We start from the raw sequence: 14555 nt of genomic DNA, 5'->3' as shown, positions 1-14555 counted from the left end.
TTTCACATTAGCTTAAAAGGAAATACATCATGAAAAATTCGATTTTATTTACCGCGCTCGCGACGGTCGCGTTATCCGCGCCTCTTGCATTTGCCGATGAGGCGCACCACCCGAAGCAGGATAAAAAAGCCGCGCCAGCCAAATCAAGCAAGACTGCGGGTATCGCAGACAAACAAACCGATATGCAAATGGGCCAGATGCAGGAGCAGATGACAAAAATGCAAGCGCAGATGGAAGAAATCCGCAAAACCACGGACCCCGAGGAACGCCAGAAACTCATGCGGCAGCATATGCAAAGCATGCGCGAAGGCATGAAGACGATGCGCGGTATGTGTGACGACATGGAAGAGGGTGGCGGCATGATGGGCGGAGATATGAAAAGTGGAATGATGGGAGGCGACATGATGGAAAAGCACATGGAGATGATGCAGATGATGATGGACCAAATGATGGAACACCAGGGTCAGCAGGAGTCCATGCCAATGCAGAAATAAGCATCCTGTTCGCGTCCAGGACAGGCGCTGACTTCACAGAATAATAGGAGAAAGACCATGAAATGCCCGGTATGCAAAGAAACGAATCTGGTAATGACTGAGCGCCAAGGAATCGAGATCGACTACTGCCCAGAATGTCGCGGCGTGTGGCTGGATCGCGGTGAGCTGGACAAGTTCATCGAGCATGCGGAGCGTCAGGCCGGCGACCGGCCGCGTGGCGATCCCCTCGGCCAGGCGCGCGAACCTGAGCGTCACTACCGCGATGACGAGTACCGGGGCAAGCCGCGCAAGTCCTTCCTGCGCGATTTGTTTGACTGAGGGGCGGATATGAGCAGATGGTTCTGGATCGGCGGTCTGGGCTTGGTGATTTTACTGGTACTCCTCGTCTGGGGGGTTATCACCGGCGTCGGTCTTGTCACGGACAGGTTGCCCCAGTGGCTCGCCGGCGGCAAACAAATCGCCGCGCAGCCCATGCAAAAGGCCGAAGAGATGTTGCCCGGACTCAAGGAGCGAGTTAAGGCGCTCGTGCCGCCAGAGCTGGGGCAAAAGGTCGAAGAGTGGGTGCCGGGCGCGGCCCTGCCCAGGCAGGACGTAGGCGGCGAGGACATCACGGGCATCCCGCGTTTTCCCGGCATGGTACGAGTCGCCTTCGCTATCCAGGAGCAAAAACGACATGTGACCTATAAGGGCGAGACCGGTTTCGCCGAGGTCATCGCGTTTTACGCCCGCGAGATGGCGACGCGGGGATTCACCAAAGAAGTAACTGCCGCCTCCCCCACGGAAGAGACCCATGTCTACGCCAAGGGAAACAGTCGCATTGCGCTTAAGCTTGTGAAAACGGCGCGACTCGGCATGGAGATGACCGAGGTGGAAGTCCGGGAATTGTGAACCGCTGGCTGAAAGACATTACGACAGAGCCGCCGCACGATCCATGGCGGTTTCATCAAGGAATGTGTTTTGTTAGGTGTCCAAGCTAAAAGGTTAACAAGGCAGAAATCACTCAGTTGGCCGACGAGGTTCGGCAAAAGCCGGAGTGTGTATCGCGGGCTCTGTTGATATTTTTGCGAGGCAAGCATTTCTTCTTAAACGTATGGCAACGGAGGTGAATCATGGGAAAAAGCAAAACTGTTTCAAACGTGGCTGCCGGCGCAGCGGTTGCACTTTGTCTTTCTACAGTCCATGTGGCCCGGGCTGACGGAAATCCATTCGAGATGCAGACTTTTCAGAAGGGTGGCGCAGCTGGCCAGAAACTGGCGCAAGGCATGTGCGGCAGCCGCTGGGGTGGCATGATGGAAGGGCGATGCGGCGGAATGATGGAAGGCATGATGATGGGAGGAGAAATGCCGCGTGGCGTAGATCCGGCGCAGTTGCCGGAACCTCAATCGGCAGGGGCGCGACTGGTCAATCAGTACTGTACGCAGTGCCATGGCCTTCCCACGCCTGCTCTGCACAGTACCCCCGGATGGGCGCCGGTGGTAGGACGCATGAATGCGCGCATGCAATGGATGAAGCAAAACAGCGGCATGGCAATTGCCGCACCGACTCCAGAGGAGTTGCAAGTAATTCTCGGATATATGCAGGCTAATGCCGCTAAATAGGAGGGTTACCACGCGATAGCATTTTATCGAGGCAGGCTGCTCAGTACCTATATTGAAGGAGCGCAGAATGTGGATGAATTATGACGGCTACGGCATGGGCTGGCATTGGTTGGGGCAGCTAGGGATGGCATTTTTCTGGCTGATTCCGATACTACTGGTGCTGGCGGCAGTGAAGTACCTGATGGGTAATCGCCGCTCGAACAGCACGGATGGCGAGAAAAAGCCCGACGCGCTGTCCGTCCTGGAAGAACGATATGCTCGGGGAGAAATCGATCGCGAGGAGTACTTGCAGAAGCGCGACGATCTGAAACGAGGTTAGGCGCTCTAGTGCCCGTCATGAAAATGAACCGGGAAATCCTTGTCGCTAGCGGTGCAATGGAGGTTGCAGCACGATGATCGCGATCCCCGCGCCAAGTAAATCCCAGCGCGTAGGCGTTACGCCGTCCACCTGCCACAGCCAAATCAGCGCAACGGCAATATAGGCCCCGCCGTAGGCCGCATAGGTGCGACCAGCAGCGCTGGGATGCAACGTGAGCAGCCAGGCGAACAGTGCCAGGCTCACCGCTGCCGGTAACAGCAGCCACCCGGGCTTGCCCTGCTTGAGCCAAAGCCAGGGCAAGTAACAGCCTACAATTTCGGCGACGGCGGTGGCGATGAACAACGCCGTCGTTTTAGCTAGCTCCGTGATCACTCGTGCGCCTTTCGTTTAGACAAGCCGGTGTTGGCGTCGGACGGGTGGCACGCGCACGCCTCGCCATGGGCAGCTGCAACCAAGTCTTGCAAAATCCCACAATCTGCCGCCCGGTGGCCGGTGTCGCATTGGGTACGAAGCCGAGCGAGTTGCTTTTCCAGCGTTCGGAGAGATTGAAGCTTGGCGCGCACGCGAGCAAGATGCTCATCGAGCAAGTGATTTACGTCTAAGCAGTCGGCGTCGGGTTTCGATGTAAAATCGAGCAGGCGCTTGATGTCTCCCAACCCCATGTCCAGCGTGCGGCAATGCCGGATAAAATTTGCCCGTTCAATTGCATCCTGGCCATAGGCCCTGTAACCATTGGTTTGGCGGGCTGGTAGCTGCACCAGCCCCACGCGTTCGTAGTAGCGCAGTGTTTCAACCTCGATGCCAGTAATTTTTGCCAATTCACCAATGCGCATAAATCCCTCCCCATAATAATCCGATCATTTTAATCACTTGACCATGAAGTCGCTACAGGGTTTAAAGTCCTTGTATCTTACTCACAGATCAAGTTAAATACCCAACTATGTCTGCCGCGTTCCGACGAATTGTTCAGTTCCTGCTGATCACCTTAGTGATCAATGGGGGCGGCTGGACGTTCAATCGCGAAGCCGTGGCCGACGCGTTCCTCATGGAGGCGTCGCAAACGGCACTGGCCGATGATGAATCGTCCACTGAGCAGTCCAGCGATGGAAAACCCAGCCTCAAGGGCGTGGTGTGCAACCACTGGTGCCACGCCGTGGATCATTTTGTTGGAATTTTTCCGCTGCATCCGATCCTCCAGGCGGCGACGCCTGAGGATTACTTCGTCTTTTTGCATAGCATCGTTCCTCCCGCTCTTCCCGAAGGCCGCTATCGGCCCCCGCGTCTGTTCTCCTAAATCTGATTCAAATCATGTTGTGATTTTGTCTTGAGTGCACGCTCGCCTCAAGCGAGCTGCTGTGCATGCATCAGAAGGAGTTATCGTGCAATTCGTCCCTATTTACCGCAGCCTGCGCAGCCGGATGCGGCTAATGTGCCGCCTTATCGGCGTGCCATTGTTGCTCGCATCACTTTATCCACTTTCAGCCCTGTCGGCTCCGCTTACTCTGGAGCAAGCCTGGCAACAGGCTGAACAGGCCAACCCCGCACTGCGCGCAAGCCAGGCGAATCTTGCCGCGGCGCAGGGCGAGCTCACCGACGCCCGTGCGCCGCTGTGGAACAATCCACAACTCGCTACGGAGTGGCGCAAGCGCACTATTCCTCAAACGACAGATCCCGCCCGGAGCAACCGCGAGTGGACAGTGGGGCTGGCGCAGACTTTCGAAATAGCCGGACAACAGGACAAGCGCCGCAGCGCAGCGGAGCAGTCTCTTGCCGCGACGCAAGAGGTGATCACGGAAACCCGGCGCCAGTTGCGCGCGGAAGTGGAGCAACGCTTCGTGCAAGTGCTCAGCCTGCAACTGCGCATTCAAATGGAAGAGCGGACGCTCAAGCTCATCCAGGAGGCAGCGACGGCGGTCAGAAAACGCGTCGCGGCGGGTGAAGACAGCCGCCTCGATGGCAATCTCGCCAAAGTGGAAGCGGAGCGCGCACAAAACCAGGTGTCTGTGTTGCGGGAGCAACTGGTCCAGGCACGGGCCGAGCTGGCCACCTTGCTGCAACTGCCGGCCGATAACTTGCCCGAAGTCGGCGGATATCTCGATCCCTCATCGGCTTCGTATACCTTGCAGGAACTGCTGGCTTCGGCCGCCAACCGCCCGCTGCTACGCGCGTTCGACTATCGGGAAAAAGCCGCCAGAAGCCGGCTCGATCTGGAGCGCGCGGCGGTTTATCCGGACGTGACACTGGGCCTCTCCAGCGCGCGCGAAGGTCCGGCCAATCCCCAGGACAGGATCACTGGTTTGAGCATCACCCTGCCGCTGCCGCTGTTTCGCCGTAACGCCACCGGAATCGGGCGCGCGACCACCGAGTTGACCCAGGCGCAGGTGCAGCAACAGGCCGTGCAACGCGACGCGCGCGCTCAGGTGCTGGCGCTGTGGGAGCGCTGGGAGAATCTGAAAACGCGCGTCAAACGGCTGAGCGAATCGGTGCTGCCGAGCCTGCAGGAAAACCAGCACCTGTCCTCCGTTTCCTTTCGCGCCGGCGAGATCGGGCTGCTGCAATTGCTGTTGGTCAACCGCCAGGTACTGGACGGGCAGCGCGACCTGCTCGACGCCCGAACCGATTTGCGCTTGACCCAAGTGACTCTGGAAGCGGCAGCGGGCTGGCAGTCTGCGCGCGAAGCACGCTGAACATAATCGAATATCAAGGAATTCATGACATGAAAAACTCACGCAGCCAACAAAAAAATGCCCTGGGGCGATGGTCCGCTTGGTTACTGGCCGGCAGTTTGTCTGCAAGTCTTCTGGCAGGGTGCGGCGACAAACCCAAAACACCAGAAAATGACGCAGCGCAGCCCAAGCAAACGGAACCGGCAGGCAAAGACGGGACAGCACCCGCACCGGAAAAACAGGGCGCCGGGAAATTGCTCGCCCTGAGCGCCGAAGAAGCCCAAACAGCCGGCATCAAGGTGCAGAAACTGGAATTGCAGCAAAAAGCCGAACAGGTCGTGGTCACGGCGACCATTCAGGCTAACCAGGATAAATTGGCGCACGTAGGCCCGCGTGTGCCGGGGCGTGTCGTCAAGGTGAATGCCAGCCTGGGCGACCGGGTGAAACCGGGGCAGGCGCTGGCGGTGTTGGACAGCATTGATCTGGGCGAGGCACGTTCCGCTTATCTGCAAGCGGCGAGCGAAGCAGCGCTGGCCCAGGCCAATTTCGAGCGTGCCCAGCGGCTGAATGCCGACAATATCATTCCCGAGAAGGACTACCTGCGCGCCCGCGCCGAACACGAAAAGGCCCGGGTCACCCTGCGTGCCGCCGGTGACAAGCTGCGCATGATGGGGGTCGCCCCGGAGAAATCGTCCAGCTCGGTGTTTCCGCTGTCCGCCCCGTTTGCCGGCACCATCATCGAGAAAAAGGCGGTACTGGGGGAACTCGTCCAACCGGACCAATCCCTGTTTACCGTGGCCGATCTGTCCACCCTGTGGATCGAAAGCGATCTGTTCGAGAAAGACCTTGGCAAGGTCCGCGTCGGCGCCCAGGCCACGGTCACTGTATCCGCCTATCCGGGCGAGGTGTTCAAGGGGCGGCTCACCTACATCAGCAGCACGATGAACAAGGAAACCCGTACGGCCAAGGCGCGGGTGGAAGTGCCGAACCCCGACGGCAGGCTGAAACCGGAAATGTTCGCTAGTGCGGCGATCAACACCACCGGGGCGAGCGCCAAAGCGCTGATCGTGCCGGAAGACGCCGTGTTGCTGTTGCAGGGGCAACCGACGGTATTTGTCGCCGAAAGCGGTGGATTCGAGCCGCGCGCCGTGGAAGTGGGCGAACGTGCACAGGGATATGCCGTGCTGAAATCCGGCGTGGCAGCGGGTGAGAGCGTGGTGGTGAGCGGTGCCTACGCGCTCAAAGCCCGATTGCTCAAATCGCAAATCGGCGCGGAATAGGGGACGGCCATGTTAAATCATATTGTTGATCTATCCTTGCGCTACAAGGTGCTGGTGCTGGTGGCGTTCCTGCTGGTGGTGTTGCTGGGCGTGAAAGCCTGGCGCGAAGTGCCGGTGGATGCCTTCCCCGACGTGACACCTGTACAGGTGAACATTTATACGGAGGCGTCTGGGCTTGCGGCCGAGGATGTGGAAAAGCTGCTGACCTTTCCAGTGGAAGGTGTCATGGCCGGCCTGCCTGGAGTGGAGGAAATACGCTCGGTTTCCTTGTTTGGACTGTCTTATGTCAGCGTGTACTTCAAGGACAATGTGGACATCTACTTCGCCCGCCGGCTGGTGGGTGAGAAGCTACAGGAAGTCAAGGGCCGCATTCCGGAAGGCTATGGGGAGCCTGTGCTCGGTGCCAATAGTTCGGGGTTGGGGCAGGTGTTCTGGTACACCATCGAAAGCGCCGACAAGAAATTATCTGAAATGGACCTGCGCACCCTGCAGGACTGGAACGTTCGCCTGGTGCTGAGAACCGCACCGGGTGTCGACGACGTGATGTCATGGGGCGGACAGGAAAAGCAATATCAGGTGCTGATCAATCCGCAAAAGCTGATCAAATATGGCCTGAGCTTCAAGACCGTGATGGAGACCCTCACCGCCAACAACCGTCAGGTCGGCGGGCAATATCTCGATATCGGGCAGGAGCAGTATCTGGTGCGCGGCCTTGGCTTGGTCGGCAACGTGCGGGATATCGGCAATGTGGTGTTGGCCACCCGCGAGGGGACGCCGGTCTATGTGCGCGATGTGGCTGAAGTCAAGGAGGCACCGTCCCTGCGCTCCGGCGCGGTGACCAAGGACGGCAAGGAAGTCGTGCTGGGGATAGCGTTGCAGCGTATCGGCGAGAACGCCAAGAACGTGGTGGACGCCGTGAAGGCAAAGCTCAAGACCGTACAGCAGGCGCTGCCGGCTGGCGTTGCCATCAATACGGTCTACGACCGTACGGAACTGGTGGAGAAGGCGGTCAAGACCGCGGAAAACGCCCTGGTCGAGGGCTCCATCCTGGTGGTCATCATCTTGTTCCTGTTTCTGGGAGAGATCCGTTCCGCAGTGGTGGTCATCATCGCCCTGCCGCTCGCCATGCTGATCAGCTTCATCCTGATGCAGCAGTGGGGGTTGTCGGCCAACCTGATGTCGCTGGCGGGTCTGGCGGTGGGGATCGGGATGATGGTGGATGGCGCCGTGGTGATGGTGGAGAACGGCTTCCGCCTGCTCTCGCATCAGGCCGGCAAGGCGGTGAACAAGACGCACGTTATCCTGGAAGCGGCGCGCGAGGTGATCAATCCGACCGCGTTCGCGATCCTGATCATCATTGTGGTGTTTCTGCCGCTATTTTCCCTCACCGGGTTGGAAGGTAAGCTGTTCAAGCCGATGGCGCTCACCATCACCTTCGCGATGGTGGGTTCCCTGTTGCTGACCATGACGCTGGTGCCGGTCATGTCGGCGCTCATCCTGAAGCCGAAGGAGGAGAAAGACACCTTCATCGTCAAGTGGGCGAAAAAACTTTATTTGCCCTTGCTCGACTGGGCGCTGGAGAACAAGAAAAAAGTGTTTTCCGGTGCGCTGGTGCTGCTGGTGGCGTCCGTCGCGGTGATTCCCTTTCTTGGTAAGGAATTCATGCCCACTTTGCAGGAAGGCGGCATCATGTTCCGAGTGACCAGTATTCCTTCCACCTCGCTCGACGAATCCATCCGTATCTCCGAGCGCCTCGAAACCGCACTGAAAACCTTCCCGCAAACCACTTCGGCCATAGCCATGATCGGGCGCGCGGAAAAGGGCGAAACCGCGGACGTGAACTACATGGAAATCCTGGTGAATCTCAAACCACGTGACCAGTGGCCCAAAGCCATTTCCTTCCCCGATCTCTCCAGGGCGATGCAGGATAAGCTGGAACAGGTCGTGCCGACCTCGGTGATTTCGGCTACCCAGCCGATCCAGATGCGCGTCGAGGAGTTGATTTCCGGGGTGCGCGCCACGCTCGCGCTAAAACTCTACGGCGAAGACTTGACCACCCTTGACCGCCTGTCCGGTGAGCTTAAGTCCGCCCTGGAGAAAGTGCCTGGCGTCGCGGACCTGTCGCTGGAAGCGAACAAAGGCAAGCCGCAGATGGTGGTCAAGGTGAACCGGGATGAGGCTGCGCGCTACGGCATCAACGCCGACGAAATCCTCGAGGTGGTGCAGGCCGGCATCGGCGGCAAGGCGGTGAGTACGCTGATCGACGGCGTCAAGCGCTTCGACATCCAGGTCTGGCTCGCACCCGATTTCCGCAACAGCGTGGAAGCCATCAACAACATCCCGATCCGTACCCAGAGCGGCGCGCTGATTCCCCTTTCCAGAGTCGCCACGGTGGAACTGGACGAAGGTTATTCCTTCATCCGACGCGAACAGCTGCAACGTTACGCCGTGATCCAGATGGACGTGAAAGGGCGCGACGTGGACAGCTTCGTGAAGGAAGCCGGCGCAAGGATCAAGCAGCAGGTGAAGCTGCCGGCCGGCTACTGGATCGAATGGGGCGGCGCGTTCGAGAACCAGCAGCGCGCCATGGCCAAGCTGGCGCTGATCGTGCCGCTGACCATCGGGCTGATCTTCATCCTGCTCTACACCGCGTTCAACTCGCTCACCTACGCCACGCTGATCATCGCCAACGTGCCGTTCGCCACCATCGGCGGGGTAATCGGGCTCGCGGTCACCGGCCAGTACCTGTCGGTGCCGTCGGCTATCGGTTTCATCGCCGTGTTCGGGGTGGCGATGCTGAACGGCATCGTGCTGGTGTCGTTCCTCAATGATCAGCGACGGCAAGGGCTGTCGGTCAGGGAAGCGGTCAAGCAAGGCGCTGCGCTGCGCCTGCGGCCGGTGCTGATGACGGCCTCCATCGCCATCTTCGGCCTGGTGCCGATGCTGCTGTCCAGCGGGGTAGGAGCGGAAACCCAGCGTCCGTTGGCAACCGTGGTGGTGGGCGGATTGTTCACCTCCACTGCGCTGACCTTGCTGCTGTTGCCGCTGATGTACGAGTGGGTGGAGAACCGCCGCGAACGCAAACAAGCGAAATAAACCAGCAGCGTGCGGCCTGACCGGGCCGCACCCAATTACCCAACAGGAGAATCCGCATGAAAGAAATCAAGGCTTATATCCACAACCACCGCATCGCCGACGTGATTCGCGCCCTGAAGGAGTCAGGACTGTGCAACACGGACGGAACGCCTGGCTGCCGCAATCTTGCCGTCATCCCGGTAAAAATCCTGCTCAAGGCGATGGATACCCAGGAACAGCACTATTCCATCGAATTGGCCGAGGTAGTCATCAACGAATCGAAGCTGGAACTGGTTTGCGAGGATAACCAGGTGGACGAGCTGGTGACCATCATCGGGCACGCCGCCCGCACCGGCCAAGCCGAGGCAGGCTGGATTTATGTGACCGACATCGTCAGCGCGGCAGCCATACGCTGGTTGTAGGAATGAACAAGGTGCAATTTTTTGCGGGAGACCACGTTTTTTGGAAAGGAGCAAATCATGGGATTGTTTGAACGGATGCTGGGCAATTTGAGGGGCGGCAAATTCGGCGGCCACCACGGCGGCTACCAAGGCGGCCACCATAGCAGCGGTTCCAGACACGGCGGCTACGGTGCTTATCCAGGCTATCCGCAGGGCAGCGGCCCAGGCGGCGGCAATCCCGGTAATCCCTGCCCCAAGTGCGGCAGCGCCAATGCGGGCGATGCGCGCTTTTGCCAGCAATGCGGCACTTCCCTGTCGGCCGGTAAATGTTCCGGCTGCGGTGCCGAGCTGCCGGCGGGTACCAGGTTTTGCGGCCAGTGCGGAACGCCGGCGCGCGATGCCGGGGCTTAGCATCCTTGACGCAGCCATCCCAGTGTTAGGGTGAGGAATACTCCTTGATTCCCTCGGGGAAGATGTTGTTGATTCTCGCGCTTGTTCCCCTGGCCGGCGCTGTGCTGGCAGGGATCGGCGTAGGGCAACTGCGCACCAGGCAGTATGGGGGATGGTTTGCCGCGGGCGCGGTGTTCGCCGCCGCCGGGGCGAGCCTGCTTCCTGCCATGACGGGGACCAAGCCTGCCTTCGCCTTATTGCTGGGTCTCACTTTGGGATGCGTCGCAGGCATCGCCGTTTACGCGTTGACGGAATTCTTATGGCCCCGGAATCTGGCGAACCTGCGAGGCAGTCGTCGGGAGGTACGGGAGGTACGGAACGAGGAAGAACGTGTCGCAAATACCATTTTAGCCGTGCTGCTCGTCGCCTTTTGCATCGGTGTCGCGTATTCCGCGAAGATCGCCGAGTCCATGGCCGTGATGCTCTCCCTCGCCGTGCAGCTCTTTTGGCTCGCCTTCGCGCTTGCAACCCCAGCCGTGAAGTTTGCTGCACGCGCCACGATGGGATTGGCGCTCGCCGTTATCGTGCTGCTTGGCCTAATGGTGGGCATGGCGCTTGCGGAAGGATTAACCGGGGCAGGCCTTGTCGCCAGCCTTGCTTCGGGATTCGGTGCGGCCCTGTATATGGCAGTCCACCAGTTGCTTGCCGGTTTGGACAAGGGCAGTGAGCCGCGCGCCTTGGCTGCAAGCTTTTTATCAGGGTATGGCGCAGCGCTGGTCCTTGTGGCCGTTGTATAGGAAGAGGAGATGAACAAAAAAATGGATATCGGAACTGAACTTCTTTATGCCTCGCGCATGATGGTCGCTGCGCTGATAGGAGGCTTGATCGGCTGGGAAAGAGAACGCCATGCGAGCGACGCGGGCATTCGGACTTACATGGCGATCGCTATAGGGGCGTGCGCATTCAGCCTGATATCCGCCCATGTGGCCAATGATCCGACCCGTATCGCGGCACAAGTCGTCACCGGCATAGGCTTTATCGGGGCAGGCGTCATTTTCCAGGATAAGGGGGGCGTGGCAGGGCTAACGACCGCCGCAACACTCTGGGCGACAGCCGCAGTGGGCATGGCCAGCGCTTTCGGGATGTACGTGCTGGCGATCGTCACGGGAGGGCTGATTTTTGCAACCCTCGCGCTTCATCACCTACCCGGCTGGAAGCGGCTCAGCCGAAAACCTGGCAACCAAGACCATCCCGAGTAAGCAGGTGTCGTCAATTAGCATGGACAATTTTTGTCATCTTTAGATCAACTGCAAAGGAGTAAATCATGGGATTGTTTGAACGGATGTTGGGCAATTTAATGAGCGGCAGATTCGGAGGCGGCCATGGTGGTTATCAAGGCGGTCATCACGGCGGCTCCAAACATGGCGGCTACGGTGGTTATCCAGGCTATCCGCAGGGCACTAACCCAAGTGGTAGCAATCCCGGCAATCCCTGCCCCAAGTGCGGCAGCGCCAATGCGGGCGATGCGCGCTTTTGCCAGCAATGCGGCACTTCCCTGTCGGCCGGTAAATGTTCCGGCTGCGGCGCGGAACTGCCGGCGGGCACCCAGTTTTGCGGCCAGTGCGGCAAACCCCAGCAGTAACGCAGCGCATACCCCGCTGTAGTCATTTGATTCTTGAGGAGCAGCATCATGACCGAAAAACTTAAACTGGACTTGTCCCTGGTCTTGCCGGATGTCGCTGATGAGCGCGACGCTTGCGTAGGGCGGCTGACTAGATTGCTGCAGGCCGAGGGCTTGGAAAAGGTACACCTGGTCAGCGAAGACGGCGGCACCCGCCTTTGCCTGCACTACGACCCGCAGCAGTTCAGCGTGAGCCGGGTGCGCGAGCTGGCGCAAGCGGCCGGGGCCAAGCTCGGCAACCACTATCGTCACGAGAGCCTGCGTATCGACGGCATGGACTGCCCTACCTGCGCCACGGTGATCGAGCACGCGCTGTCGCGCATGGACGGCGTGCTGGAAGCCTCCGTGAGCTACGCCGCAGAACGGCTGCGCCTGGAGTACGACAGCGAGAAAATTGAGCGTCTGGCGATTGTCCGGCGCATCCAGGCGCTGGGTTATACCGTGCGGGAAGAAGGCCATGAAGCCGGATGGTTCGCCGAGCATCGCGAGCTTATTTTGAGCGGCGTTGCCGGCTTGCTGTTGCTGGCCGGCTGGCTGGCGGGTCTCGCCGACGCACCGCGCGGCCTGGAGCTCGGCCTGTTGCTGGGCGCCTACGCCGCCGGCGGCTTTTATACTTTGCGCGACGCCTGGCAGAGTTTGCGCAGCCGCCGCTTCGACATCGATACCCTGATGATCGTCGCGGCGGCCGGGGCGGCGGCGCTCGGCGCCTGGGTAGAAGGCGCGCTGCTGCTGTTCCTGTTCAGCCTGGGTCATGCGCTGGAACACATGGCCATGGACCGGGCGCGCAAGGCCATCGAGGCGCTGGCGGAACTGGCGCCCAAGACCGCCATCGTGCAGCGGGACGGTGCTGAGATCGAAGTGCGGGTCGAAGCCTTGCAGCGCGGTGACCGGGTGGTCGTCAAACCCGGCCAGCGCATTCCCGCCGACGGCCAGGTGGCCTCGGGCAATTCAGCGGTGGACCAGGCTCCGATCACCGGCGAATCGATGCCGGTGGACAAGCAGTCCGGTGACAAGGTGTTCGCCGGCACGGTCAACGGCGAGGGCGCGCTCATGGTCGAGGTGACTCGGCTGGCGCAGGAGAGCACGCTGGCGCGCATGGTCACGATGGTGGCTGAGGCGCAGACGCAGAAATCGCCCACCCAGCGCTTCACTGACCGCTTCGAGCGGATTTTTGTCCCGGCCGTGCTGGTGGGGGTCGGGTTGCTCATCGTGCTGCCGCCGCTATTTGGTTTCCCTTTCGCCGAATCCTTTTACCGCGCGATGGCGGTACTGGTGGCGGCCTCGCCCTGCGCGCTCGCCATCGCCACCCCGTCGGCAGTGCTGTCCGGCATCGCACGCGCCGCGCGCGGCGGCGTGCTGATCAAGGGCGGCGCGCATCTGGAAAATCTCGGCGTGCTAACGGCCATCGCCTTTGACAAGACCGGCACCCTGACCATCGGCAAGCCCAAACTGACCGATGTCGTCGCCGTTACCGGAAACGAGGAGCGCCTGCTGACCATTGCCGCTGCTGTGGAAAACCGCAGCGCCCATCCCCTGGCGCAGGCGGTGGTGACGGAGGCGAAGGGGCGCGGTTTAAGCTGGCGTGAGGCCGGGGAGGTTGAAGCCGTTACCGGAAAAGGCGTGCGCGCCGAATTTGAGGGGCAAAAGGTAGCCATCGGCAACGCCAAGTTGTTTGATGGCGAATCCCTCCCTGAGGTGATTCAGCAGCATGTATTGCGCCTCCAGGCGGAAGGCAAAACCATCATGCTGATCCAGGTGGACGGGCAGTTCCTCGGCGTCGTGGCCTTGGCTGACACGCCGCGCGAGGGGGTGCGCGGGGTGCTGGAGCGCCTGCATCAACTCGGCATCCGCAAAACCATCATGCTCACTGGGGACAACGAAGGCGTGGGCCGCGCTATCGCCAACACAATTGGCCTGGACGAAGTGAAAGCGGGCCTGTTGCCGGAAGACAAGGTCAAGGCCATGGAAGAGCTCGGACAGCGCTACGGCCAAGTGGCCATGGTCGGCGACGGCGTCAACGACGCCCCCGCCATGGCGCGCGCCACGGTGGGCATCGCCATGGGCGGCGCGGGAACCGATGTGGCGCTGGAAACCGCGGACGTGGCGCTGATGGCCGACGATCTCTCCAAGCTGCCCTTTGCGGTGGCCTTGAGCCGTGCATCAAGGCGCATCATTCGCCAGAATCTGTGGGTGTCGCTGGGCGTGGTGGCGCTGCTGATCCCCGCCACCCTGTTTGGCTGGGCCGGGATCGGCGTGGCAGTATTGATACACGAGGGCTCAACCCTGGTGGTTGTGATTAACGCGTTACGTTTACTGGCATACAAAGAGTAATGTACGCGAAGAGTCAGAATGGTATTTATTCACTTAACAACTAACATTTTTAATAGAAAATGCAGCTGTGAGTTAAGAAGATCATGGCAGCGCAAAAGCGACCAGGTTTATCTATTCCACTGCCACAAATGGAACACGAAGATCAAGACAGGATAGTTAACCATCTCAGTCAGATTGACTTTGGATTGACTCTGACAATTTTTTGTACGGTTGCGTTGAGAAAATCAATGCGGTCTATAAATTTCTTAATTCAATGGAGGTAAATACATGGCAAACATTCTAGGGCCCTCAGTGCTACCGTTGAATAGCACGGACTCCTC

General features: G+C 59.7%; 17 protein-coding genes. 15 read left to right on the top strand and 2 right to left on the bottom strand.

Annotation, left to right across the window (positions count from 1 at the left end; genetic code table 11):
* Positions 1 to 29: 29 nt before the first annotated feature.
* From GZH91_RS02005 to GZH91_RS01985, 5 genes are all read left to right on the top strand, one after another.
* Complete coding sequence (locus GZH91_RS02005) at positions 30 to 494, top strand: hypothetical protein (RefSeq protein WP_147073757.1); 465 nt, start codon at positions 30 to 32, stop codon at positions 492 to 494.
* Positions 495 to 587: 93 nt separating this feature from the next.
* Positions 588 to 812 carry a TFIIB-type zinc ribbon-containing protein gene (locus GZH91_RS02000; RefSeq protein ID WP_232522204.1) on the top strand — a complete coding sequence of 75 codons (225 nt, stop codon included), beginning with the start codon at positions 588 to 590 and terminating at the stop codon, positions 810 to 812.
* Between the two features lie 9 nt (positions 813 to 821).
* Complete coding sequence (locus tag GZH91_RS01995; RefSeq protein ID WP_147073761.1) at positions 822 to 1382, top strand: hypothetical protein; 561 nt, start codon at positions 822 to 824, stop codon at positions 1380 to 1382.
* Between the two features lie 323 nt (positions 1383 to 1705).
* Positions 1706 to 2092 carry a hypothetical protein gene (locus GZH91_RS01990; RefSeq protein WP_147073763.1) on the top strand — a complete coding sequence of 129 codons (387 nt, stop codon included), beginning with the start codon at positions 1706 to 1708 and terminating at the stop codon, positions 2090 to 2092.
* Positions 2093 to 2159: 67 nt separating this feature from the next.
* Positions 2160 to 2411, top strand: coding sequence for an SHOCT domain-containing protein (locus GZH91_RS01985; RefSeq protein ID WP_147073765.1), 252 nt, complete (start codon positions 2160 to 2162; stop codon positions 2409 to 2411).
* 45 nt (positions 2412 to 2456) lie between these two features.
* Here the strand turns inward: GZH91_RS01985 and GZH91_RS01980 are convergent, their stop codons facing one another.
* A complete protein-coding gene (locus GZH91_RS01980; protein WP_456300577.1) occupies positions 2457 to 2783 on the bottom strand; it encodes a YnfA family protein in 327 nt (108 codons plus the stop codon).
* Entirely contained in the window at positions 2780 to 3244 is a 465-nt protein-coding gene (gene cadR, locus GZH91_RS01975) for a Cd(II)/Pb(II)-responsive transcriptional regulator (RefSeq protein WP_147075111.1), read from the bottom strand. The genes GZH91_RS01980 and cadR overlap by 4 nt, the downstream gene beginning before the upstream one ends.
* 107 nt (positions 3245 to 3351) lie before the next feature.
* Here cadR and GZH91_RS01970 point away from each other — a divergent pair, with 107 nt between their 5' ends.
* From GZH91_RS01970 to GZH91_RS01925, 10 genes are all read left to right on the top strand, one after another.
* Entirely contained in the window at positions 3352 to 3705 is a 354-nt protein-coding gene (locus GZH91_RS01970; RefSeq protein WP_147075113.1) for a hypothetical protein, read from the top strand.
* 85 nt (positions 3706 to 3790) lie between these two features.
* Positions 3791 to 5098, top strand: a complete 1308-nt coding sequence (locus GZH91_RS01965) for a TolC family protein (protein WP_223264663.1) — start codon at positions 3791 to 3793, stop codon at positions 5096 to 5098.
* Positions 5099 to 5127: 29 nt separating this feature from the next.
* Positions 5128 to 6357 carry an efflux RND transporter periplasmic adaptor subunit gene (locus GZH91_RS01960; protein ID WP_147075114.1) on the top strand — a complete coding sequence of 410 codons (1230 nt, stop codon included), beginning with the start codon at positions 5128 to 5130 and terminating at the stop codon, positions 6355 to 6357.
* Positions 6358 to 6366: 9 nt separating this feature from the next.
* Positions 6367 to 9453, top strand: coding sequence for an efflux RND transporter permease subunit (locus tag GZH91_RS01955; RefSeq protein WP_147075115.1), 3087 nt, complete (start codon positions 6367 to 6369; stop codon positions 9451 to 9453).
* 56 nt (positions 9454 to 9509) lie between these two features.
* Complete coding sequence (locus tag GZH91_RS01950) at positions 9510 to 9854, top strand: P-II family nitrogen regulator (protein WP_161984145.1); 345 nt, start codon at positions 9510 to 9512, stop codon at positions 9852 to 9854.
* 57 nt (positions 9855 to 9911) lie between these two features.
* A complete protein-coding gene (locus tag GZH91_RS01945; RefSeq protein WP_161984144.1) occupies positions 9912 to 10244 on the top strand; it encodes a zinc ribbon domain-containing protein in 333 nt (110 codons plus the stop codon).
* A gap of 62 nt (positions 10245 to 10306) precedes the next feature.
* Positions 10307 to 11020 carry a hypothetical protein gene (locus GZH91_RS01940; protein ID WP_161984143.1) on the top strand — a complete coding sequence of 238 codons (714 nt, stop codon included), beginning with the start codon at positions 10307 to 10309 and terminating at the stop codon, positions 11018 to 11020.
* 9 nt (positions 11021 to 11029) lie between these two features.
* The gene (locus GZH91_RS01935; RefSeq protein ID WP_161984142.1) at positions 11030 to 11482 is read left to right on the top strand and encodes an MgtC/SapB family protein; all 453 of its coding nucleotides are present in this window, start codon (positions 11030 to 11032) and stop codon (positions 11480 to 11482) included.
* A gap of 65 nt (positions 11483 to 11547) precedes the next feature.
* Positions 11548 to 11865, top strand: coding sequence for a double zinc ribbon domain-containing protein (locus tag GZH91_RS01930; protein ID WP_161984141.1), 318 nt, complete (start codon positions 11548 to 11550; stop codon positions 11863 to 11865).
* A gap of 48 nt (positions 11866 to 11913) precedes the next feature.
* Positions 11914 to 14235, top strand: a complete 2322-nt coding sequence (locus GZH91_RS01925; RefSeq protein WP_161984140.1) for a heavy metal translocating P-type ATPase — start codon at positions 11914 to 11916, stop codon at positions 14233 to 14235.
* The last annotated feature ends 320 nt before the right edge of the window (positions 14236 to 14555 follow it).

This window comes from Sulfuriferula plumbiphila, assembly GCF_009938015.1.
Classification (GTDB): domain Bacteria; phylum Pseudomonadota; class Gammaproteobacteria; order Burkholderiales; family Sulfuriferulaceae; genus Sulfuriferula; species Sulfuriferula plumbiphila.
Note: the sequence above shows the minus strand (reverse complement) of the source record. Positions and strands in the feature narration are given on the sequence as shown.

Bases quoted from the DNA above. Each gene is read 5' to 3' on its own strand.
- cadR (WP_147075111.1), bottom strand. From the start codon at position 3,244: ATGCGCATTGGTGAATTGGCAAAAATTACTGGCATCGAGGTTGAAACA.
- GZH91_RS02005 (WP_147073757.1), top strand. From the start codon at position 30: ATGAAAAATTCGATTTTATTTACCGCGCTCGCGACGGTCGCGTTATCC.
- GZH91_RS01970 (WP_147075113.1), top strand. From the start codon at position 3,352: ATGTCTGCCGCGTTCCGACGAATTGTTCAGTTCCTGCTGATCACCTTA.
- GZH91_RS02000 (WP_232522204.1), top strand. From the start codon at position 588: ATGACTGAGCGCCAAGGAATCGAGATCGACTACTGCCCAGAATGTCGC.
- GZH91_RS01945 (WP_161984144.1), top strand. From the start codon at position 9,912: ATGGGATTGTTTGAACGGATGCTGGGCAATTTGAGGGGCGGCAAATTC.
- GZH91_RS01995 (WP_147073761.1), top strand. From the start codon at position 822: ATGAGCAGATGGTTCTGGATCGGCGGTCTGGGCTTGGTGATTTTACTG.
- GZH91_RS01925 (WP_161984140.1), top strand. From the start codon at position 11,914: ATGACCGAAAAACTTAAACTGGACTTGTCCCTGGTCTTGCCGGATGTC.
- GZH91_RS01960 (WP_147075114.1), top strand. From the start codon at position 5,128: ATGAAAAACTCACGCAGCCAACAAAAAAATGCCCTGGGGCGATGGTCC.
- GZH91_RS01990 (WP_147073763.1), top strand. From the start codon at position 1,706: ATGCAGACTTTTCAGAAGGGTGGCGCAGCTGGCCAGAAACTGGCGCAA.
- GZH91_RS01985 (WP_147073765.1), top strand. From the start codon at position 2,160: ATGTGGATGAATTATGACGGCTACGGCATGGGCTGGCATTGGTTGGGG.
- GZH91_RS01930 (WP_161984141.1), top strand. From the start codon at position 11,548: ATGGGATTGTTTGAACGGATGTTGGGCAATTTAATGAGCGGCAGATTC.
- GZH91_RS01940 (WP_161984143.1), top strand. From the start codon at position 10,307: ATGTTGTTGATTCTCGCGCTTGTTCCCCTGGCCGGCGCTGTGCTGGCA.
- GZH91_RS01955 (WP_147075115.1), top strand. From the start codon at position 6,367: ATGTTAAATCATATTGTTGATCTATCCTTGCGCTACAAGGTGCTGGTG.
- GZH91_RS01950 (WP_161984145.1), top strand. From the start codon at position 9,510: ATGAAAGAAATCAAGGCTTATATCCACAACCACCGCATCGCCGACGTG.
- GZH91_RS01935 (WP_161984142.1), top strand. From the start codon at position 11,030: ATGAACAAAAAAATGGATATCGGAACTGAACTTCTTTATGCCTCGCGC.